Below are 19,100 nucleotides of genomic sequence, written 5' to 3' on the forward strand. Positions count from 1 at the left end.
GGCGCGCAACTACGCCTGCGGATATGGCCGGCTATCTCGCCAACGGCCACTCGCCGATGATGCGGAATCTCGCCTTGGTATCATCCTGCCTGAACAGCGTGATGCGATCGATCGCCAGGGCATCGCGCTTCAGCCCGGCAAACCTGTCCCGAAGCATGGCTAGGATCGGCCCGCGCCGCTCCGCATCCAGCCGTCCCGTCAGCGTCATGTGGAAACGGAATTCTTCCATCACATACGGGTATCCCCAGCGGTCGAGATAGTCGCGCTGCCGCTCGCTCAGTTTCTCAGGTCTACGCCGAGCCCGATCCTCCGTCGTCAGGCCCGCACGGAATGCATCGAAATCCCGCACGCAATCGGCGGCGAGCTCTCGAAGCGCATCGACGGGCTCGGCCGGAATGACGGCAATGAAGCCGCTGATGGCATCGACGATCGGGCGGATCACCGGGACGGGACGCGCTTTGGCCGAAAACTCCGCGCAGGCCGCGATCAGCTCCGCTTCTGTCTTGCCGGGCGTGAGCGTCATCGGCGCCTTCAGTGTGCCGTGAAAGCCGTATTTGCGGGGATCGGCCGTGATGTCGCGCCAGTCCGCAGCGACGTGCAGCGCGTCCTGCGGAAAGGGCAGCTCGTCGCCGGTATAGGCATCGTAGCCGAGCAGCTCGGCGCCGAAGCGGGAGAGGGCGCTGTGGCTGCCTGCGGCAAAATAGATCGCGTAGCGGGAAAAACCTGTCATCGTCCGAGCATAGCCGGTTTAGGTCGCAACGACAGCCTCGCGCGGCACTGTCGCAGCGGGGAGCAGCCGCGTCGCATCGGTGAGATGCACGAGCTTTCCGCCTGATATCACGGCAACCACGCGCGGCCGCAGCGGTGCGGTATCGTCGACCAGCAGAATGTCCGCGCGGCGTCCTGCCGCGAGCACACCGCGATCGGTAAGGCCGGTCGCGAGCGCCGGCCCGGCGGAAACCAGATCCCAGGCCTTCGCCAGCGGCAGCACGCCATCGGCGGCGAGGCGGAACGCGGCGAGCAGTTGCGCGGGATAATAATAGTCCGACGCCAGCACCGAGCAGAGGCCCTTGGCGATCATGTCGGATGCCTTGGTCCAGCCGGTGTGGCTGCCGCCGCGCACGACGTTCGGCGCGCCGTAGACGATGGCATCGCCATGGCTTGCTGCCGCCCGCGCCGTCTCTTCGTTGATCGGAAACTCCGCGATCAGCGCGCCCATGGCCCGATAGTCCGCGCGCATCGCCGGCGTCGCATCGTCATGCGAGAGCATCCGCACTTCGGCGGAACGGGCGACCGCGGCGAGCCGCGACACGGAGGCCGGCACATCTGCCGCGCGAGACACGATGTGTCCGACCAGCCGGTCAAAATCCTCGCTCGACAGTCCGGTGCGCTCCACCATGCGGTTGCGCTTGCGCGGATTGGAGATGTCGGCAACGACGCCGTCCATGTGGTCGTTGAAGGCAAACAGGTCGACGCGGCCCTCAGCCAGCCACTGGCTCATCTCGGCCTCGGCCTCGAGATTGTAGGTCTCGTGCCGTAGGTGGAAACGGGTGTCGGCGGCGAATTGCGGACGCTGCCGCTCGATCGCCTCCATCAGGCCGCGGGCATTGTCGGCGCTGCGCAGCCCCGGCTCCCATGAGCAGGTCGTGGCGTGAAACACCGTGGTGATGCCGTTGCTGATCGCCTGGCGGTCGCTGTCGGCGAGCGCGACGTCGATCGGAAAGTCGACGCCGGCGCGCGGCATCATCTGCCGCTCGAAGGCGTCGCCATGCAGATCGACGATTCCGGGCAACACCAGAAGATTGCGCGCATCGATGGCGAGCCGCGCCCTGCCGCGAGAGGCGTCAACCTGCGCAATATCCGTTCCGGCCACGGAAAGCGAAGTTTCGACGAATTCGGTGCCGATCAGGGCCCGGCCGCCCTCGATGAATATGTCTGTCACGCGACCGCGCTTCGTTTGCTGGTTGAGGAGCTTGCTCGTGCTTCATATGTCGCGAGAAAATCTTCAATCCCGAGCTTGCGGAAATCGGGCAGGGCTGCACGCAATTTGTCGTGATCCCAGTCCCACCAGGCGAGCCGTGCAAGCCGTCCGGCCACCTCTTCCGAGAACCGCCGCCGCACGATCCGCGCCGGATTGCCGGCAACGATGCAGTAGGCGGGCACGTCCTTGGTGACGATGGCGCCGGCTGCGATCACGGCGCCGGTGCCGATATTGCGGCCAGGCAGCACGATCGCGCCATGGCCGATCCAGACGTCATGGCCGATATGGACATGATGCTGGCGCCGCCAGTCGAAGAACTCGGTGTCGTCGCTCTCGCCCGGGAAGTAGGCGCTCGAACGATAGGTGAAATGCGCCTGCGTCGCGCGATGCATCGGATGGTTGCCGGGATTGATGCGCGTCATCGCAGCGATCGAGCAGAATTTCCCGATGGTGGTGTAGGTGATCTGCGAATCGTTCACGACATAGGAGTAATCGCCCATCGTGACTTCAGTCAGGATTGTACGCGCGCCGACCTCGGTGTAGGCGCCGAGCCTGGTCTCGTGGAGCTTCGCGGAAGCATCGATGGTCGGTTGAACCGAGAGCGCTTTACCGGCCATGTCACATCCGTTTTTCGAGGGCAGGCGTTCCTCTTCGAGTGGCTTGATGACAATGTCATGACGCAGCGATGACAGGGGATGAGCTGTGTTGCATCGCCGCACCGCAGCGCGAGTGTCACACAAGTGTCAAGTGCCGGCGATAGCGGTGGGTCCCAGCTACTCTGGAGCCCTGCATGCTGGTGGTTGAAGGTCTGACGTGCCGCTTCGGCGCTAAAGCCGCGGTGGACGACGCTTCGTTTCAAATCTCCCCCGGCGGCTTCGTCGGTGTGATCGGGCGCTCCGGCGCCGGCAAGTCGACCATGCTGCGCATGATCAATCGCCTGGCGACGCCGACGCAGGGCCGCATCCTGTTCGACGGCCTCGACGTCACCGCGCTGCGCGGCAAGGAATTGCGGCAATGGCGCGCGCGCTCGGCGATGATCTTTCAGCAGTTCAACCTGGTCGGCCGGCTCGATGTTCTCACCAACGTCCTGATGGGGCGTCTTGCGACGATGCCGGCCTGGCGCTCGCTCACGCAGACCTGGCCGGAGCACGACAAGGCGCTGGCGATGTCCGCGCTCGAGCAGTTCGATATCGCCTCGCTCGCCGCCCAGCGCGCCGACCAGCTCTCCGGCGGCCAGCAGCAGCGCGTCGCGATCGCCCGCGCACTGGTGCAGCAGCCCGACATCATCCTCGCCGACGAGCCGATCGCCTCGCTCGATCCGCGCAACACCAAGATCGTGATGGACGCGCTGCTGCGCATCAACAAGCACTTTGGCATCACCGTGCTGTGCAATCTGCATTCGCTCGATCTGGCGCGTTCCTATTGCGACCGGCTGATCGGCATGGCGCAGGGTCGCGTAGTGTTCGACGGCGTGCCGTCGGAGCTCACCGACCATGTCGCGCGCGAACTTTACGATCTCGAAGCCGCCGATGTCATGGGCGGTGCATCTGCACCGGCGCCCGAGGGCGTTCCGGCTCTTGGCACTGCCGCAGTGGCCTGAGCGGCACAAGGCCGTCACGTCCTGCTGATAAGTTTCGCGTCAACCGATCCCAACCGATGATAGAGGGTATCATGATCACTCGCAGATTAGTTCTTGCCGGCGCCGCCGCGCTCGCTTTCGCCTCGTCGGCTTCCGCCGAAGACTGGAAAGCCAAATATCCCGAACTGACCTTCGCGGTCGTTCCGGCCGAGAACGCCTCCGGCGTCACCGAGCGCTGGGCGCCGTTCATGAGCTATCTCTCCAAGGAATTGGGCGTGAAGGTCACCCTGCGCATCGCCAACGACTACGCCGCTGTGATCGAAGGCCAGCGCGCCGGCAACATCCATATCGCCAGCTACGGCTCGGCCTCGTTCGCGCGCGCCCGCCTGACCGGCGTCAAGACCGACGCCTTCGCCAACGACATCAATGCCGACGGCTCGACCGGCTACTACTCGGTGTTCTTCGTCAAGGCGAGTAGCGCCTACAAGAAGATCGATGACCTCAAGGGCAAGAACCTCGGCCTCGTCGACCCGAATTCGACCTCCGGCAACAACGTGCCGCGCTTCGAGCTCGACAAGATGGGCATCGCCGACGCCGACAGCTATTTCGGCAAGGTCGTCTTCGCCGGCAGCCATGAGAACGCGATGCTGGCGCTGGCGCAGGGCACGGTCGACGTTGCCGCCAACCAGTGGACCAGCGACGACGATTCGACGCTGGCGCAGATGCTGACCAAGGGCATGCTGAAGAATGCCGACGGCTCGCCGATGAAGAAGGACGATTTCCGCATCATCCACAAGTCGGCGTCGATCATCAACGGCCCCTATGCCTATAACTCCGACCTGCCGGACGACGCCAAGGCGGCGATCACGAAGGCGTTCTTCGATGCTCCCACCAAGGACAAGGTGGCCTTCGATCGCCTCCAGGACGGCCAGAAGAAGGGCTTTCATCCCGCCACCACCAAGGACTGGGATGGCACGATCGATCTGATCAAGTTCGTCGACGCATTGCGTAAGAAGAAGGCGTCCTGATCTCAGGGCGATGCAACTGGAGCCGGGTCGATGGACCCGGCTCTTTCTCTTTTGACCGGCCACTCTCCCTGACCAGATGACCCTCGCGGTTTCGATCCTTCCCGAGCAGCAACTCGCCGTGCTCAACGCCGCCTATCGCCAAGCGGTCTCGCGCCGGCGGTTGCGCCTCCTGCTCGGAGTCGTGGTGTTCGCCGCCGCGCTGGCTCTCGCCGGCTTCGGCGCGGAAGTAAACCTGCGCACGCTCTTCACCTATTTCGGCAACTTCGTCAGCTATTTCGACCGCATCCTCACGCTCGACAGCGGCCAGCGCGTCTGGACCGATATCGGCGAATGGTTCTGGGGCTTGCGCAAATGGTTGAGGATGCTGGGCGAGACACTGCTGATCTCCTATGTCGGTACGCTGATCGGCGCGACCTTCGCGTTGTGCCTGAACTTCTTCGCGGCTGAAAACACCTCGCCCTCGCCCTGGCTGCGCTTCGTCGTGCGGCGTTTGCTCGAATTCGCCCGCACTGTCCCCGGCATCGTCTTCGCCTTGATCTTCGTGATCGCCTTCGGTCTCGGGCCGATGGCGGGCGTGCTCGCGATTGCGATCCACTCCACCGGCGCGCTCGGAAAGCTGTTCTCGGAGATCGTCGAGAATGCCGACATGAAACCGGTCGAAGGCATCCGCTCGACCGGCGCGAGCTGGCTCTCCTGCATGCGCTTCGCCATCGTGCCGCAGGTGACCGCGGGCTATGCCAGCTATGCGCTGCTGCGCTTCGAGATCAACGTCCGCGAAGCCTCCGTGATGGGCTTCGTCGGCGCCGGCGGCATCGGCCAGGAGCTCGTCGTCGCCATTCGCAAGTTCTATTACTCGGACGTCAGCGCCATCCTGCTCACCATCATCGTCACGGTCTTCATCATCGACATCAGCACCGGCTGGCTGCGCGGCCGTCTGTTCGGCAAGGAGGCACGGACGTGACGAGCCCGCAGGAGGTCGACACGCGAGAGCTTCGTGCGCGTTACCCTGATGTGTTCGATCGGCCGGCCTTGGCGCGGCTCGCCATGCCGGCGATGATCGTCGCAGCGCTCGCGGTTCTGGTCTACGGCCTCGTCGATCTCGATTTCTCGCCGTCGCGGTTCTTCAACGGTCTCAGCCAGCTCGGCTGGATCAGCCTGATGATGATCCCGCCGGATCCCGGCTCCTCGCTGCCGATCTATCTGAAGGCGCTGGGCGAGACGCTCTCGATCGCGCTGCTCGGCACCACGCTGGCGGCGCTGTTCGCACTCCCGGTGAGCCTGCTGGCCGCGCGCAACATCGTGCCGTCGAATATCCTGCGTTTCCCGGTCCGCCGCTTTCTCGATTCGATCCGCGGCGTCGACACGCTGATCTGGGCGCTGGTGTGGATCAACGTGGTCGGGCTCGGCCCGTTCGCCGGCGTGCTCGCGATCGCCGTGTCGGATTTCGGTGCGTTCGGAAAATTGTTCTCCGAGGCGATCGAAGGCGCCGACCAGAAGCAGGTCGAAGGCATCCGCGCCTCCGGTGGCAGCCCACTGCACGAGATCCGGTTCGGCCTGTTGCCGCAGGTTCTCCCCGTGATCGCAGGCCAGGTGCTCTATTTCATCGAATCCAACACCCGCTCGGCCACCATCATCGGCATCGTCGGCGCCGGCGGCATCGGCCTCCAGCTCGCCGAGCAGATCCGCGTGCTGGAATGGCAGAAAGTGTCGTTCCTGATCCTGATGATTTTGGTCGCGGTCGCCGCGATCGATTTCATCTCGGGCAAGCTGCGCTTTGCGATCATTGGGCGACGGGCGGTGGCCTGAGTTCTTCGCCTCTCCCCGCTTGCGGGGAGAGGCCGGAATTTGCGCTGCAAATTCCGGGTGAGGACTCTCCGCGAGTCCGTCTCTCACCGTGATCGCGGATACAGCCCCTCGCCCCAACCCTCTCAGCGCGAGCGAAGCTCGTCGCGCCCCCCGTAAGAACGGGGCGAGGGAGAAGAGGCAGCCCACCCTACGACTCCACCAGAAACTCCACCCGCTCCGCCGCAAACCGCGAATGCTTCGTCACCAGCGGCTTGCCGTCGAGATCGTGGTCGGTCGCATCGACCACCAGGATCGGTCGGCCCAGCGGCAGATCGAGCCGCGCGGCATCGGTCGCATCCACGATGCCGGCGGTGATCCGGGTTGCGCCGCGGCGATAGTCGCGCACGCCGTAATGTTCGAGCAATTTCGTCATCGAGCGTGTCGCGGCGAACACTTCGCCGGCACCCGGAAACAGCTCCGCCGACAGCCACGTGGTGGAGACACAGATCGGCGTGCGGTCGGCGAGCCGTATCGCCTCGATCCGCACCAGCGGCGCGCCGGCCTTTAATCCCAGTTCCCGCGCGAGCTCGCGCGTTGCGACGTCTTCGGACGTCTCGATCAAGCGTCCATGCGGTTCGCGGCCGTCGGCGCCGACGATCTCGGAGAAGCGCGTGCGTGAGCGCAGCGGATAGGCGAGGCGTTGCGCCTCGACATAGGTTCCGCTGCCGCGCTCCGCGCGCACGATGCCGCGCTCGGCAAGCGCCGCCAGCGCGCGCCGCACGGTGTGGCGGTTCACCCGATAGGTTTCGGCGATCTCCACCTCGCCCGGCAATTTGTCGCCTGCCGCAAAGCGGCCGTCGGCAATGCCGCGCTCGATGCCGTCGGCAACGAGGCGCCATAACGCGACGCCGGAAGAGGCGGTGTCCTGCATGCTCATGTCGCCGGCCAGCCTAGCCCAGAAATCACAGCCTTGTCACGAAACAGTCATGGCGCTTCCGTATGAAGTTGTCTAGTATCATAGACAACTTGGATTCGGCAAGTTCGGCAAACAAGTTCGGTGGATCAGGTGACGCAGCAAAACATTCAGCAAGCCCAGCGCAAGGCCGCGATGGCCGTGCTGGCGCATGCGGAGGCGGGCGAGATCGCCGCTCGCCTCCGCAACTTGGCCGTTCCGGCCCATCAGGATCTGCGCGAACCGGAAAGCGGCCTCGTCATGCTGCGCGGCCGGGTCGGCGGCGACGGCGCGCCGTTCAATCTCGGCGAAGCAACGGTATCGCGAGCCGCGATCCGGCTTGCGAGCGGCGAGGTCGGCTTCGGCTACACGCTCGGACGTGACGGCGAAAAGGCGCGGCTGATCGCGCTGTGCGACGCATTGGTGCAGTCCAAGGATTTCGGCGCGACCGTCGAGCGGGACATCATCGCGCCGTTGCGCGAGCAGCTTATGGTCAGGCGTAAGCAGGTGGCGGAAGAGACCGCTGCCACGAAGGTTGATTTCTACACCATGGTGCGCGGTGAGGGGTGAGATCATGACCACGATTGCGGAACTGCCGCCGGGGTTCGTCGATAAGGTGCTGTCGGCGCAATCGACCTTTCGCTCGGTGATGGACGCCATGGCGCGACCAGGCTCGGTCCAGCGCATCGTGCCGATGGCGGGAACGGCAGGTCGCATGATGCGCGGCACCGCCGCGATCGCGCTGACGCTGTTCGACCACGACACGCCGCTCTGGCTAGATGCGCGGATGTCGGAAAGTTCCGACGTGACAAAATGGCTGAAATTCCACACCGGCGCGCCGGTGGTGCAGGATGCCTCGATCGCGAGCTTCGCGCTGATCAGCGACGGCGCGGCGCTTCCCTCGCTCGAGCGTTTCGCGCTCGGTACCAACGAATATCCGGATCGCTCAACCACGGTGATCATTCAGGTCGACAGCCTGGACACGGGACGCAGCTTCGAGCTGCGCGGCCCCGGCATCGACGGTGTCACGATGCTTCAGGCATCGATCAAGCCTTTCGACTTGTTCGAGCGCCTGCGCATCAACGAGACGCTGTTTCCACGCGGCATCGATCTGGTGCTGGTCGCCGATGATGCCGTGGTCGCGATCCCCCGCACCACGCGCGTCGAGAGCAAGGGAAGCTGAAGCATGTATGTCGCAGTCAAAGGCGGCGAACGCGCCATCGAGAACGCCCATCGCCTGCTCGCCAATGCGCGGCGCGGCGATCAAAGCGTTGCGGAAGTCTCCCTCGACCAGATATCGGAACAGCTCGGCCTCGCCGTCGATCGCGTCATGAGCGAAGGCTCGCTCTATGACCGCGAGCTCGCGGCACTCGCCATCAAGCAGGCGCGCGGCGACCTGATCGAGGCGATCTTCCTGGTCCGCGCCTTCCGCGCCACCCTGCCGCGCTTTGGCACGAGCGAGCCCGTGAACACCGGTGCCATGCGGGTGCAGCGGCGGGTGTCCGCGACCTTCAAGGACATTCCGGGCGGTCAGATCCTTGGGCCGACCTTCGATTACACGCATCGCCTGCTCGATCCCTCGCTTGGCCAGGGTTTTGTGCCGGAGGCGCCGGCAACAGCGGAAGCCTCGACGGCGCCAACGCCGCGCGTCACCGACATTTTGGGGCGCGACGGGCTGATCGAATCCTCGCCGCAAGCCGAAGATGGCGCCAGCGTCGGCGATCTCACCCGCGAGCCGCTGAACTTCCCGGCCGACCGCGACCTGCGCCTGCAAAACCTCGCGCGCGGTGACGAGGGCTTTCTCCTCGCGATGGGCTACTCCACCCAGCGCGGCTATGGCCGCAATCACCCCTTCGTCGGCGAGATTCGCTTTGGTGAGGTCGAGGTGGAATTCTTCGCCGAGGACGTCGGCTTCGCCGTGCCGCTCGGCTCGATCGAGCTGACCGAGTGCCAGATGGTCAACCAGTTCAAGGGCTCCGCGACCGAAGCGCCGTGCTTCACCCGCGGCTACGGCCTCGCCTTCGGCCAGAGCGAGCGCAAGACCATGTCGATGGCGCTGGTCGATCGCGCGCTGCGCGCCCGCGAACTCGGCGAAGAGGCACTCGCCCCGGCGCAAGATGAAGAATTCGTGATGTCGCATTCGGACAACGTCCAGGCCACGGGCTTCGTCGAGCATCTGAAGCTGCCGCACTATGTCGACTTCCAGTCCGAGCTCGGCCTGCTCCGCAAGCTGCGCAAGGAATTCGCCGACGCCAATGCACCCGATGCCATGAAGGAGGCCGCGGAATGAACGCGCCCGCCTACAATTTCGCCTATCTCGACGAACAGACCAAGCGGATGATCCGCCGCGCGATCCTGAAGGCGATCGCGATCCCGGGCTATCAGGTGCCGTTTGCCAGCCGTGAAATGCCGATGCCCTATGGCTGGGGTACCGGCGGCGTGCAGGTCACGGCCGCGATCCTCGGGCCGCAGGACGTGCTCAAGGTGATCGACCAGGGTTCTGACGACACCACCAACGCGATCTCGATCCGCAAATTCTTCGCCAAGACCGCCGGTGTTGCCACGACGACCGCGACGGAAGACGCGACGGTGATCCAGACCCGTCACCGCATTCCCGAGACGTCGCTGCACGCGAATCAGGTGCTGGTCTATCAGGTGCCGATTCCGGAACCGCTGCGCTTTCTCGAGCCGCGCGAGACCGAAACGCGGCGCATGCATGCGCTCGCCGAATACGGCCTGATGCATGTCAAGCTCTACGAGGACATCGCCCGTTTCGGCCACATCGCGACCGCCTATGCCTATCCGGTCAAGGTGAATGCGCGCTACGTGATGGACCCGTCGCCGACGCCGAAATTCGACAATCCCAAGATGGACAACAGTCCTGCGCTCCAACTGTTCGGCGCTGGCCGCGAGAAGCGCATCTATGCGATCCCGCCCTACACGAAGGTAGTATCGCTCGATTTCGAGGATCATCCCTTCGAGCCGTATCGTTTCAACGCGCCTTGCGCGCTGTGCGCCGCCGAAGACTCCTATCTCGACGAGATCGTCACCGACGACAAGGGCGGACGGATGTTCGTCTGCTCCGACACCGATTATTGCGAGGGCCGCCAGGCCGCCGGCCATCACGGCAGCCTCAGCGCCGCGCCGTACAAGGAGAAGGCGGGCTCTCATGGCTGATGCGCTTGAAAACGACCAGCCGCTGCTGGTCGCAACTTCCCTCAGCAAATCCTACGGCCGCATCGCCGCGTGCCGCGATGTGTCGTTCTCGCTCCATCCCGGCGAAGTGCTGGCGATCGTCGGCGAATCCGGCTCGGGCAAGTCGACGCTGCTCCAGCTCCTGTCCGGCCAGCTCGCGGCGAGTGGCGGACATGTGTCGTATCGCATGCGTGATGGCGTCACCCGCGATCTTGCCACGCTGGGCGAGGCCGAGCGGCGCTTCCTGTTCCGCACCGACTGGGGCTTTGTGCATCAGGATCCCGCTCAGGGCCTGCGCATGGCGGTGTCGGCCGGCGCCAATGTCGGCGAGCGGCTGATGGCGGTGGGCTGGAATCACTACGGTCGCATTCGCGAGACCGCGTCCGACTGGCTTGGCCGCGTCGAGATCGACACAGCCCGCATCGACGACGCGCCACGCAGCTATTCCGGCGGCATGCGCCAGCGCCTCCAGATCGCGCGCAACCTCGTCACCGAGCCGCGGCTGGTGTTCATGGACGAGCCGACCGGCGGTCTCGATGTCTCCGTGCAGGCGCGCCTGCTCGACCTCCTGCGCAGCCTCGTTGCCGAGCTGAACCTGGCCGTCGTCATCGTCACCCACGACCTCGCGGTCGCGCGGCTGTTGTCGCACCGCGTGATGGTGATGAAGGGCGGCCGCGTCATCGAGACTGGTCTCACCGACCAGGTGCTCGACGATCCGCGCGAACCTTATACCCAGCTCCTCGTTTCCTCGATTCTGCCGGCATGAGTTCTCCAATGACTGCCATGATCGACATCACCGACGCCAAGAAGACCTTTACGATGCATCTGCAAGGCGGCATCGAATTGCCTGTCGTCAGCGGCGTCACCTTCCACGTCAACCCGGGCGAATGCGTCGTGCTGTCGGGGCCATCAGGCGCCGGAAAATCGTCGATCCTGAAGATGATTTTTGGCAATTACCGCTGCGATTCCGGCCGCATCGGCATTCGCCATCGCGACACGCTGATCGATCTCGCCACCGCCGAGCCGCGGCAGGTCCTCAATGTGCGCCGCGCGACCATTGGCTATGTCAGCCAGTTCCTGCGCGCGGTGCCGCGCGTTGCGACCATCGACGTCGTTGCCGAGCCGCTGATCGTCAACGGCATGGCCCGCGCCGATGCACAGGCGCGTGCCGGCGAGCTGCTGCATCGCCTCAACATCCCCGAGCGGCTCTGGCAGCTTCCGCCCGCGACCTTCTCCGGCGGCGAGCAGCAGCGCGTCAACATCGCGCGCGGCTTCATCTCGGATCTGCCGATCCTGCTGCTGGACGAGCCGACCGCCTCGCTCGATGCCGCCAACCGTGCCGTCGTGGTCGCGCTGGTCGCCGAGAAGAAACGCCGGGGCGTCGCCATGGTCGCCATTGTCCATGACGACGAAATCCGCCATTTGATTGCCGATCGCATCGTCGACGTCACCAGCTTTGCCGCCGCCGCCTGAAGGAAGAGGGACATGAACGCCAAGCCGAAGGAATCCGTGATCGCCAACGCCAGGATCGTGCTGGCGGACCGGGTGATCGAGCAGGGCTGGCTCGCTCTTGCCGATGGACGCATCGCCGAGATCGGCGAGGGCAGGGCACCCGCCGGCGCGGAGGATACCGGCGGCGACCTCATCATGCCCGGCCTGATCGAGCTGCACACCGACCATCTCGAAGCGCATTACGTGCCACGTCCAAAAGTGTTCTGGAATCCGGTCGCGGCCGTCATCTCCTATGACGGTCAGCTCGCGACCTCAGGCATTACCACTGTGTTCGATTCGCTTCGGGTCTGGCGCGATGACGGCGCCGAGGAAGTCGATGGTCGTGCCGGCACGCTCGCCGCCGCGATCACCACCGCACGCGATGCCAGCCTGCTGCGCGCCGATCACTTCCTGCATTTGCGCTGCGAAATCCCGATGCCGAGCGTTGTCGAGGAGGCCAAGGAACTGATCGACCGTCCCGACGTCAAGCTGATGTCGCTGATGGACCATACGCCCGGCCAGCGGCAGTTCCGCGACGAGGTCAAGCTGCGCGATTATTACCGCGGCAAGGGCGGCGGCAAGACCGATGCCGAGCTCGACGAGCTGTTCGCGAAGCGCTTCGAGTATCAGAGGCTTTATGCTGCGGCCAACATGCGCGAGATCGTGTCACTGGCGCATCAGTACAGGATTCCGCTCGCCAGCCACGACGACACCACCGAGGAGAACGTGGCGGACGCCCTGCGCGACGGCGTTTCGGTGGCGGAGTTTCCGACCACGCTGGAAGCCGCGCGCGGCCTGCACCAGGCCGGCATCGGCATCCTGATGGGCGCGCCGAACGTCGTGCGCGGCGGCTCGCACTCGGGCAACATCGCCGCCGTCGATCTCGCCCGTGAGGGCCTGCTCGACATCCTGTCGTCGGACTACATTCCGTCGAGCCTCCTGATGGCCGCGCTGCAATTGCCCGAGCATGTGCCCGCGATCAGCCTTCCGGCCGCGGTTCGCACCGTGACCAAGGCGCCGGCCGAGGCGGTTGGCCTCACCGACCGCGGCGAGGTCGCGACCGGCAAGCGTGCCGATCTGATCCGCGTGCACGTGGCGGGCAGTGTTCCCGTGGTTCGCAGCGTCTGGCGTGAAGGAAACCGCGTCGCATGAGCGAGACCGCGACCATGGCCGAGGGCGAGGCAGGCGGGATCGGACCCGGGCGGCTCGTGCTCGTGGTCGGTCCGAGCGGTGCCGGCAAGGACACGCTGTTGCGGCTCGCGCAGGCGGCTTGCATTGACGACAACGACATCGTCTTCCCGCGCCGCGTCGTGACGCGCGAGTCCTCTGCGGACGAGGATAATATTGCGATGCGTCCCGATGACTTCCGCCACGCGTGCGAGCACGGCGATTTCGCCGTGCATTGGGAGGCGCACGGACATTCCTACGCGCTACCGCTCGAGATCAACGACGATATCCGCGCCGGGCGCGCGGTCGTCGCCAATGTCTCGCGCACGGTGATCGGCGCGCTGCGCCAGGCCTATGCCAACGTCGTGGTGGTCGCGATCACGGCGCCGCCCGACGTGCTGGCGCAGCGGCTGGCCGCTCGCGCCCGGCACAGCGACGGCAATATCGCCGATCGCCTCACACGCAGCGTCAACGACGCGTCGGCGAGCGCCGATGTCACCATCCTCAACGCGGGCAGCGCGGACTATCACGGTCGCCACCTCCTGCGTGTGATCAGGAACGAAGGCTGGCACGAATAGAGCGTTTTCAAGCGAAGTGGATACCGGTTCGCGTCAAGAAAACGCGTCAAGACAAGAGTCTAGCCGGCGCAACAAGGAGAACGGAATGTCGGTGATTGAAACGGTCGAGCAGCTCGAAGCCATCTACGGCGTCACCAACGACGCCTCGACCGTGAAAGTCGCCGACCACGTCACGCCGCTCTATCGCATCTTCATCGAGAAGGCGCCGTTCGCCGCGTTAGCCACCATCGGGCCCGAGGGCATCGATTGCTCGCCGCGCGGCGATCTCCCCGGCTTCGTCCGCATCCACGATCCCAACACGCTGATGCTGCCGGACCGTCGCGGCAACAACCGGGTCGATTCCTTGCGCAACATCGTGCGCGATCCCAGGGTGTCGCTGATGTTTTTGATCCCCGGTTCCGGCAATGCGGTGCGGGCCAACGGCCGCGCGCATCTCTCGGTCGATCCAGAGCTGCTGGCTTCGTTCCAGGTCGAAGGCAAGGCGCCGCGCAGTGTCATGGTGATGAACGTCGAAGAGATCTACTTCCAGTGCGCCCGCGCCATCGTCCGCTCCGACCTCTGGAATCCCGACAAGCGGATCGATCCCAAGACCTTGCCGACGCCCGGCCAGATCCTCGCCGAGATGAGCGAGAACAAGGTCGGTGGCGCGGAGTATGATCGCGCCTGGCCGGAGCGGGCAGCAGCGACGATGTGGTGAGCGTCCGCTCTCTCGTCTCCCTCGCCCCGCACTTGCGCGGAGAGGGCGGGGAGAGGGGCCTCTCTCGACATTTGAGATCGCCGTGGGACCTGTACCCCCTCACCCGTCGCGCTCTACGAGCGCGTCGACCTCTCCCCGCAAGCGGGGCGAGGTAAGAGGGCCTCACGCCCTCTAATTAAACGCCATCCCGCCGCTCAGCGCGACCGTCTGCCCGGTCATGTAGGCATTGTCGACCAGCAGCATCACCGCTTTCGCCACCTCGTCCGCCGTGCCGAAGCGGCCGAGCGGGATGCGGCTGATGAGTTGCGGCTGGCCGCTCATCATGTCGGTCTCGATCAGCGACGGCGCCACGGCATTGACGGTGATGCCCTCCTTCACCAGCCGCGCCGCATAGCCGCGCGTCAGGCCCTCCATGCCGGCCTTCGACGCATTGTAGTGCGGCCCGATCGATCCGGCCCCGCGCGCGGCACCCGAGGAGATGTTGACGATCCGGCCCCATTTCCTTGACCGCATCGACGGTAGCGCCGCCTGCGTGCACAGGAACACGGATTTCAGATTGACCAGCATGGTGCGGTCGAAATCGTCTTCGGTGAGGTCGTCGATGCCGCGCGTGATCGCGATGCCGGCATTGTTGACGAGGATATCGATGGGGCCGAGCCCGGCCGTGACGCGCTCCACCATATCAGCCACGGCCTCCCGCTGCGAGACGTCGGCGGCGACGACGATGGCACGACCGCCCTGCTTGACGATCTCGCCCGCGAGCTGCTCGGCCTGTCCGATCTGCTCGCGGCAGTTGATCGCTACGGCTGCGCCTGCTCCGGCCAACGCGCGACAGACGGCAGCACCAATCCCGCGCGAGCCGCCGGTGACGAGCGCCGTGCGCCCTTTCAGATCATCCGCCATGTCTCGACCTCCCGGTTTGCCTGCTTTGTGGCTGCTGGAAGCCTATCATGCCGCCCGCACGCCCGTGTTGAACTCATCGCGAGATGAATCCGACTGTCAGTGCTTGCGGCGGGAGAAACGCCCCAGTGCGTCGCTCCCAAATATGGATAGCCATTTCATTGACCGAACGCGCCTTTCGCCCGATATTCGCAGGCCACGAAACTGCTCCTTGAGCTTGAAGCCGCAATATGAGAACCGATCACCAGCGTAACCCGAGCGACATGCATGCGTGCATGACGCGGCGCTGTTTCTCGGCGGCCACCGGCGCCTGTTGTTGTTGCTGATCGCGTCCTAGCAACCTCCCGCACCACAAATCCCACGACAGGAACGCCGACACTTCGGCGAACGAGCAGTCATGTCCCAAGCCCAGTCCAACGCCTACATCATCGAAATCCAGGACCGCGCCGCCGGCATCGTCACAAGGGATGAGCGCGGCTTTCGCTTTTTCTCCTCGGAGCGTCTGTTCGACAGCCTCGAAGGCCGCCAGTTCCGCACGGCGCGCGAGGCCGAGCGCGCCGCACGCGCCCTGCTCTCCGGGAAGGGCCGGCGCGCAAATTCCCAAGTCTTCGCCAACTGAAACCGGAGGACCACGATATGATCACTAGACGTCACGTGCTCGCAACGACGCTTCTGCTGGCGACGGCCCTTGCCGTGCCCGCTTATGCCGAGGACAAGCCGGCGGAGATCCGCATCGGCACGCAGAAGGGCGGCTTCTTCCCGGCGGTGCGCCAACGCCAGACGCTCGAAAATGCCTTCAAGCCGCTCGGCATCGAGATCAAGTGGATCGACTTCCAGTTCGGCCCGCCGTTGCTGGAGGCCATCAATGTCGGCAGTGTCGATTTCGGATATGTCGGCGATTCCCCGCCGATCTTCGCGCAGGCCGGCGGCGCAAAGATCAAATACGTCGCGGCGGTGAAATCGGAGGGCAACACCCAGGCGATCGTCGTGCCGAAGGACTCGCCGATTCACGCGCTCGCAGACCTCAAGGGCAAGCGCGTTGCCTTCGGCAAGGGATCGAGTGCGCACAATCTCCTCGTCGCGGCGCTCGAGAAGGCCGGCCTGTCCTGGTCCGACATCACGCCGGCGCCGCTGGCACCGGCCGACGCGACTGCGGCCTTCGTGAAAGGGTCGGTCGATGCCTGGTCGATTTGGGACCCGTATCTGGCGTTGGCCGAACTGAAGGAGAACGCACGCGTTCTCGTCTTCGACAAGGACGTACACAAGCCGAACGCCTATTACATCGCCAACACGGATTTCGTCGAAAAGTATCCTTCGTTGGTCGCAAAGCTCAACACGACCTTCGCCTCCGAAGGCGTGTGGGCGAACTCGCACCACGAGGAGGTCGCGAAGGCGCAGTCCGAGGCGACCGGTGTGGACATCGAAGCTGTCCGCCGCTTCGTGAATCGGTCGAGCTACAGCGTGGTGCCGCTCGACGCCGAGGTGATCAAGACCCAGCAGGCCGTTGCCGACCGCTTCGCCAAGCTCGGTCTCATCCCCAAACCGGTCAGCGTCTCCGACATCATCTGGAAGTGGACGCCGGGGTCCTGAAGCGGCTCACCCCTTCAGCGCCGCAAGCAACTCGTCCGGGCGTTCGGCCATGATCATGTGGCCCGCGCCCGGCACGACGACGGTCTTTGCGTGCGGGATCGCCGCCGCAAGCGCCTTGCCCGCCTTTGCCGGTGTCATCATGTCGCGCTCGCCGAGGATGAGGGTGACAGGCACCTTGACGGTCGCAGCAGCACTCAGCGCATTCGCGTAAGCGTTGCAGGCGGACAGATCCCGGAACAGCACGCCCGGCTCGCAAGCTTGAAGCACGGCTTGCGCGCCGCCATGCATCCACAGCCCCGGCGCGAGGCTGCCGCCGAGCTCGGCGTTGAAGCCGAGGCCCCAGATCGACACCATGTCGTTTGCGTCCTGCTCGTTGGCTTCGGCTGCCTTCAGCAGATCCGGGCCGACGGTCATGGTTGCGGCGGTGCCGATCAGGCTCAGCGCGGAGACCTTGTCGGGGTGTCGTGCGGCCGTCTCCAGCGAGATCAGCGATCCCATGGAATGGCCGATCAGATGTGCCTTCGCCACGCCGGCCGCTTCCAGCAGCGTCGCGGTCCAGTCAGCCATCTCTGCGATGCTGCCGAGTGAAGGCCCGGCCGAGCGGCCGTGGCCGGGCAAATCAGGCGCCAGCACGCCAAAGCCGTGATGCGCAAACCAGCGCGTGTGCAGCGCCCAGGTCGAACGATCGAAGCCGGCGCCATGGAGGAAGACGGCCGTGGGCAGGGACTTGTCGAACTCACGGCCGCCGGTCGCGACAAACACATCAGTGCCGTTGACGGAAAGCTTCATGGCGTCAGACCTTCTGCGAGATGCGCAGCGCTTGGGAGAGATCGTCGATGATGTCCGACGCCGTCTCGATGCCGACCGAGAGCCGCACCAGTTCCTCGCCGATGCCGGCGGCCTTGAGCTGAGCGGCATCCATCTGCTGATGCGTGGTGGAAGCGGGGTGGATTACCAGCGTCTTGGCGTCGCCGACATTGGCGAGATGGCTGATCATGCGCAGGGACTCGATGAACTTGCGGCCTGCGGGTCGCCCGCCCTTGATGCCGAAGGAGACGATCGAGCCGGCGCCACGCGGCAGCAACTGTTTTGCCAGCTGATAGTCCGTGTGGTCCTCAAGCGAGGGATGCAGCACCCAATCCACCGCCTTGTTGGACTTCAGCGCCTCCAGCACGAGGTGCGTGTTCTGCATGTGGCGGTCCATGCGGACGCCCAGCGTCTCCACGCCCTGCAACAGCTGGAACGCGTTGGTCGGCGACAGACAGGCGCCGAAATCGCGCAGGCCTTCGGTGCGCGCGCGCATGATGAAGGCGGCGGTGCCGAACTGCTCGTCGAAGACGATGCCGTGATAGCCGCCATAGGGCTCGGTCAGCACCCCGAACTTGTCGGAGTCGCGCCAGTCGAAGCGGCCGCCGTCGACGATGGCGCCGCCGATCGCGATGCCGTGGCCGCCGATCCATTTGGTCGCTGAATGCATGACGATGTCGGCGCCAAGCTCGATCGGACGGCTGAGATAGGGCGTCGCAAAGGTGTTGTCGATCAGCAGCGGAATCTTGGCGTCATGTGCGATCGCCGCGACCTTCGGGATGTCGAGCACTTCGAGGCCGGGATTGCCGATGGTCTCGCCGATCACGAGCTTCGTGTTCGGCTTGATGGCTGCGCGGAACGCGTCGAGATCGCGCGGCTTGACGAAGGTCGTGGTGATGCCGAAGCGCGGCAGTGTGTGCGCCAGCAGATTGATGGTGCCGCCGTAAAGCGAGCTCGACGCCACGATGTGGTCGCCGGCGTTGAGCAGCGTCGCGATCGCCAGATGCAGCGCGGCCATGCCGCTCGCGGTGCAGATCGCGCCGACGCCGCCTTCCAGCGCCGCGAGCCGTTCCTCCAGCACGCCGGTGGTCGGGTTGGAGATGCGCGTATAGATGTGGCCGGCGCGTTCCAGATTGAACAGCGCGGCGGCGTGATCGGAATCCTGGAACACGTAGGACGTGGTCTGGTAGATCGGCACCGCGCGGGCGCCGGTCGCGGGATCCGGATGCTGGCCCGCATGCAGGCTTAGGGTCTCGAAGGCAGGCGGTTTTGGCGCGGGCATGCTTGGCCTCGTTGGTCGGTCGGCGAGGCGGCCGTTGTGCCATAAAACAGAGGGCGAAGTCAGCCCAT

The 19,100-nt window shown here is 65.1% G+C and carries 22 protein-coding genes; 15 read left to right on the forward strand and 7 right to left on the reverse strand.

The genetic code is table 11. The annotated features are described in order from the left end of the window. Window positions 1-31: 31 nt before the first annotated feature. From B5V03_RS14515 to B5V03_RS14525, 3 genes are read right to left on the reverse strand one after another with little or no spacing between them, the layout of a single operon-like run. On the reverse strand, window positions 32-730 hold the full coding sequence (locus tag B5V03_RS14515) for a DUF1045 domain-containing protein (RefSeq protein ID WP_129270964.1): 699 nt from the start codon (window positions 728-730) through the stop codon (window positions 32-34). An 18-nt stretch (window positions 731-748) separates the two neighbouring features. Next, on the reverse strand, window positions 749-1,942 hold the full coding sequence (locus B5V03_RS14520; protein WP_129270965.1) for an alpha-D-ribose 1-methylphosphonate 5-triphosphate diphosphatase: 1,194 nt from the start codon (window positions 1,940-1,942) through the stop codon (window positions 749-751). Next, window positions 1,939-2,598, reverse strand: a complete 660-nt coding sequence (locus B5V03_RS14525) for a chloramphenicol acetyltransferase (RefSeq protein WP_164987999.1) — start codon at window positions 2,596-2,598, stop codon at window positions 1,939-1,941. Before B5V03_RS14525 ends, B5V03_RS14520 begins: the two co-directional genes overlap by 4 nt. 173 nt (window positions 2,599-2,771) lie before the next feature. On the opposite strand from B5V03_RS14525, the gene phnC reads away from it, so the two are divergent. The 4 genes from phnC (at window position 2,772) to phnE (B5V03_RS14545) (ending at window position 6,394) form a co-directional block, all read left to right on the forward strand. Next, the gene (gene phnC / locus B5V03_RS14530) at window positions 2,772-3,581 is read left to right on the forward strand and encodes a phosphonate ABC transporter ATP-binding protein (RefSeq protein WP_129270967.1); all 810 of its coding nucleotides are present in this window, start codon (window positions 2,772-2,774) and stop codon (window positions 3,579-3,581) included. Between the two features lie 71 nt (window positions 3,582-3,652). Continuing rightward, the gene (phnD, locus tag B5V03_RS14535) at window positions 3,653-4,588 is read left to right on the forward strand and encodes a phosphonate ABC transporter substrate-binding protein (protein WP_129270968.1); all 936 of its coding nucleotides are present in this window, start codon (window positions 3,653-3,655) and stop codon (window positions 4,586-4,588) included. 76 nt (window positions 4,589-4,664) lie between these two features. Then, window positions 4,665-5,549, forward strand: coding sequence for a phosphonate ABC transporter, permease protein PhnE (gene phnE, locus B5V03_RS14540; RefSeq protein ID WP_129270969.1), 885 nt, complete (start codon window positions 4,665-4,667; stop codon window positions 5,547-5,549). Beyond that, the gene (phnE, locus tag B5V03_RS14545) at window positions 5,546-6,394 is read left to right on the forward strand and encodes a phosphonate ABC transporter, permease protein PhnE (RefSeq protein WP_129270970.1); all 849 of its coding nucleotides are present in this window, start codon (window positions 5,546-5,548) and stop codon (window positions 6,392-6,394) included. Before phnE (B5V03_RS14540) ends, phnE (B5V03_RS14545) begins: the two co-directional genes overlap by 4 nt. A gap of 187 nt (window positions 6,395-6,581) precedes the next feature. Here the strand turns inward: phnE (B5V03_RS14545) and phnF are convergent, their stop codons facing one another. Next, a complete protein-coding gene (gene phnF / locus B5V03_RS14550) occupies window positions 6,582-7,310 on the reverse strand; it encodes a phosphonate metabolism transcriptional regulator PhnF (RefSeq protein WP_129270971.1) in 729 nt (242 codons plus the stop codon). A 171-nt stretch (window positions 7,311-7,481) separates the two neighbouring features. Here phnF and phnG point away from each other — a divergent pair, with 171 nt between their 5' ends. From phnG to B5V03_RS14595, 9 genes are all read left to right on the forward strand, one after another. Beyond that, window positions 7,482-7,895: a phosphonate C-P lyase system protein PhnG gene (phnG, locus tag B5V03_RS14555; RefSeq protein WP_245502218.1), complete on the forward strand. Its 414-nt coding sequence runs from the start codon at window positions 7,482-7,484 to the stop codon at window positions 7,893-7,895. A gap of 4 nt (window positions 7,896-7,899) precedes the next feature. Further along, window positions 7,900-8,508: a phosphonate C-P lyase system protein PhnH gene (phnH, locus tag B5V03_RS14560; protein ID WP_164988000.1), complete on the forward strand. Its 609-nt coding sequence runs from the start codon at window positions 7,900-7,902 to the stop codon at window positions 8,506-8,508. Window positions 8,509-8,511: 3 nt separating this feature from the next. Then, window positions 8,512-9,615 carry a carbon-phosphorus lyase complex subunit PhnI gene (locus tag B5V03_RS14565; protein ID WP_129270974.1) on the forward strand — a complete coding sequence of 368 codons (1,104 nt, stop codon included), beginning with the start codon at window positions 8,512-8,514 and terminating at the stop codon, window positions 9,613-9,615. Continuing rightward, a complete protein-coding gene (locus tag B5V03_RS14570; protein WP_129270975.1) occupies window positions 9,612-10,502 on the forward strand; it encodes an alpha-D-ribose 1-methylphosphonate 5-phosphate C-P-lyase PhnJ in 891 nt (296 codons plus the stop codon). The genes B5V03_RS14565 and B5V03_RS14570 overlap by 4 nt, the downstream gene beginning before the upstream one ends. After that, window positions 10,495-11,286 (forward strand): phosphonate C-P lyase system protein PhnK, encoded by a 792-nt coding sequence (phnK, locus tag B5V03_RS14575; RefSeq protein WP_129270976.1) that lies wholly within the window; start codon window positions 10,495-10,497, stop codon window positions 11,284-11,286. Before B5V03_RS14570 ends, phnK begins: the two co-directional genes overlap by 8 nt. Window positions 11,287-11,294: 8 nt before the next feature. Beyond that, window positions 11,295-11,993, forward strand: a complete 699-nt coding sequence (gene phnL / locus B5V03_RS14580) for a phosphonate C-P lyase system protein PhnL (protein ID WP_164988001.1) — start codon at window positions 11,295-11,297, stop codon at window positions 11,991-11,993. A 12-nt stretch (window positions 11,994-12,005) separates the two neighbouring features. Next, window positions 12,006-13,163 carry an alpha-D-ribose 1-methylphosphonate 5-triphosphate diphosphatase gene (locus B5V03_RS14585; protein ID WP_129270978.1) on the forward strand — a complete coding sequence of 386 codons (1,158 nt, stop codon included), beginning with the start codon at window positions 12,006-12,008 and terminating at the stop codon, window positions 13,161-13,163. Next, complete coding sequence (phnN, locus tag B5V03_RS14590) at window positions 13,160-13,756, forward strand: phosphonate metabolism protein/1,5-bisphosphokinase (PRPP-forming) PhnN (RefSeq protein ID WP_129270979.1); 597 nt, start codon at window positions 13,160-13,162, stop codon at window positions 13,754-13,756. Before B5V03_RS14585 ends, phnN begins: the two co-directional genes overlap by 4 nt. An 85-nt stretch (window positions 13,757-13,841) precedes the next feature. Further along, window positions 13,842-14,453: a pyridoxamine 5'-phosphate oxidase family protein gene (locus B5V03_RS14595; RefSeq protein WP_129270980.1), complete on the forward strand. Its 612-nt coding sequence runs from the start codon at window positions 13,842-13,844 to the stop codon at window positions 14,451-14,453. 171 nt (window positions 14,454-14,624) lie between these two features. On the opposite strand, the gene B5V03_RS14600 is transcribed toward B5V03_RS14595, so the two are convergent. After that, window positions 14,625-15,356, reverse strand: coding sequence for an SDR family NAD(P)-dependent oxidoreductase (locus tag B5V03_RS14600; protein WP_129270981.1), 732 nt, complete (start codon window positions 15,354-15,356; stop codon window positions 14,625-14,627). A 394-nt stretch (window positions 15,357-15,750) separates the two neighbouring features. On the opposite strand from B5V03_RS14600, the gene B5V03_RS14605 reads away from it, so the two are divergent. Both B5V03_RS14605 and B5V03_RS14610 read left to right on the forward strand, forming a co-directional pair. Beyond that, window positions 15,751-15,972, forward strand: coding sequence for a hypothetical protein (locus tag B5V03_RS14605; protein WP_129270982.1), 222 nt, complete (start codon window positions 15,751-15,753; stop codon window positions 15,970-15,972). Between the two features lie 17 nt (window positions 15,973-15,989). Next, a complete protein-coding gene (locus B5V03_RS14610; protein ID WP_129270983.1) occupies window positions 15,990-16,943 on the forward strand; it encodes an aliphatic sulfonate ABC transporter substrate-binding protein in 954 nt (317 codons plus the stop codon). 6 nt (window positions 16,944-16,949) lie between these two features. Here the strand turns inward: B5V03_RS14610 and B5V03_RS14615 are convergent, their stop codons facing one another. Both B5V03_RS14615 and B5V03_RS14620 read right to left on the reverse strand, forming a co-directional pair. Further along, window positions 16,950-17,732, reverse strand: a complete 783-nt coding sequence (locus B5V03_RS14615; RefSeq protein ID WP_129270984.1) for an alpha/beta fold hydrolase — start codon at window positions 17,730-17,732, stop codon at window positions 16,950-16,952. Between the two features lie 4 nt (window positions 17,733-17,736). After that, window positions 17,737-19,032, reverse strand: coding sequence for an O-acetylhomoserine aminocarboxypropyltransferase (locus B5V03_RS14620; RefSeq protein ID WP_129270985.1), 1,296 nt, complete (start codon window positions 19,030-19,032; stop codon window positions 17,737-17,739). Window positions 19,033-19,100 lie beyond the last annotated feature (68 nt).

The organism is Bradyrhizobium betae, assembly GCF_004123905.1.
Lineage (GTDB): Bacteria > Pseudomonadota > Alphaproteobacteria > Rhizobiales > Xanthobacteraceae > Bradyrhizobium > Bradyrhizobium betae_A.

Excerpts from the sequence above, each read along its gene's own strand:
- B5V03_RS14615 (WP_129270984.1), bottom strand. The coding sequence starts at position 17,732 with ATGAAGCTTTCCGTCAACGGCACTGATGTGTTTGTCGCGACCGGCGGC.
- B5V03_RS14620 (WP_129270985.1), bottom strand. The coding sequence starts at position 19,032 with ATGCCCGCGCCAAAACCGCCTGCCTTCGAGACCCTAAGCCTGCATGCG.
- phnC (WP_129270967.1), top strand. The coding sequence starts at position 2,772 with ATGCTGGTGGTTGAAGGTCTGACGTGCCGCTTCGGCGCTAAAGCCGCG.
- B5V03_RS14515 (WP_129270964.1), bottom strand. The coding sequence starts at position 730 with ATGACAGGTTTTTCCCGCTACGCGATCTATTTTGCCGCAGGCAGCCAC.
- phnH (WP_164988000.1), top strand. The coding sequence starts at position 7,900 with ATGACCACGATTGCGGAACTGCCGCCGGGGTTCGTCGATAAGGTGCTG.
- phnL (WP_164988001.1), top strand. The coding sequence starts at position 11,295 with ATGACTGCCATGATCGACATCACCGACGCCAAGAAGACCTTTACGATG.
- B5V03_RS14595 (WP_129270980.1), top strand. The coding sequence starts at position 13,842 with ATGTCGGTGATTGAAACGGTCGAGCAGCTCGAAGCCATCTACGGCGTC.
- B5V03_RS14585 (WP_129270978.1), top strand. The coding sequence starts at position 12,006 with ATGAACGCCAAGCCGAAGGAATCCGTGATCGCCAACGCCAGGATCGTG.
- phnK (WP_129270976.1), top strand. The coding sequence starts at position 10,495 with ATGGCTGATGCGCTTGAAAACGACCAGCCGCTGCTGGTCGCAACTTCC.
- B5V03_RS14610 (WP_129270983.1), top strand. The coding sequence starts at position 15,990 with ATGATCACTAGACGTCACGTGCTCGCAACGACGCTTCTGCTGGCGACG.
- phnN (WP_129270979.1), top strand. The coding sequence starts at position 13,160 with ATGAGCGAGACCGCGACCATGGCCGAGGGCGAGGCAGGCGGGATCGGA.
- phnE (WP_129270969.1), top strand. The coding sequence starts at position 4,665 with ATGACCCTCGCGGTTTCGATCCTTCCCGAGCAGCAACTCGCCGTGCTC.
- B5V03_RS14605 (WP_129270982.1), top strand. The coding sequence starts at position 15,751 with ATGTCCCAAGCCCAGTCCAACGCCTACATCATCGAAATCCAGGACCGC.
- phnF (WP_129270971.1), bottom strand. The coding sequence starts at position 7,310 with ATGAGCATGCAGGACACCGCCTCTTCCGGCGTCGCGTTATGGCGCCTC.
- phnD (WP_129270968.1), top strand. The coding sequence starts at position 3,653 with ATGATCACTCGCAGATTAGTTCTTGCCGGCGCCGCCGCGCTCGCTTTC.
- B5V03_RS14600 (WP_129270981.1), bottom strand. The coding sequence starts at position 15,356 with ATGGCGGATGATCTGAAAGGGCGCACGGCGCTCGTCACCGGCGGCTCG.
- B5V03_RS14565 (WP_129270974.1), top strand. The coding sequence starts at position 8,512 with ATGTATGTCGCAGTCAAAGGCGGCGAACGCGCCATCGAGAACGCCCAT.
- B5V03_RS14570 (WP_129270975.1), top strand. The coding sequence starts at position 9,612 with ATGAACGCGCCCGCCTACAATTTCGCCTATCTCGACGAACAGACCAAG.
- B5V03_RS14525 (WP_164987999.1), bottom strand. The coding sequence starts at position 2,598 with ATGGCCGGTAAAGCGCTCTCGGTTCAACCGACCATCGATGCTTCCGCG.
- phnG (WP_245502218.1), top strand. The coding sequence starts at position 7,482 with ATGGCCGTGCTGGCGCATGCGGAGGCGGGCGAGATCGCCGCTCGCCTC.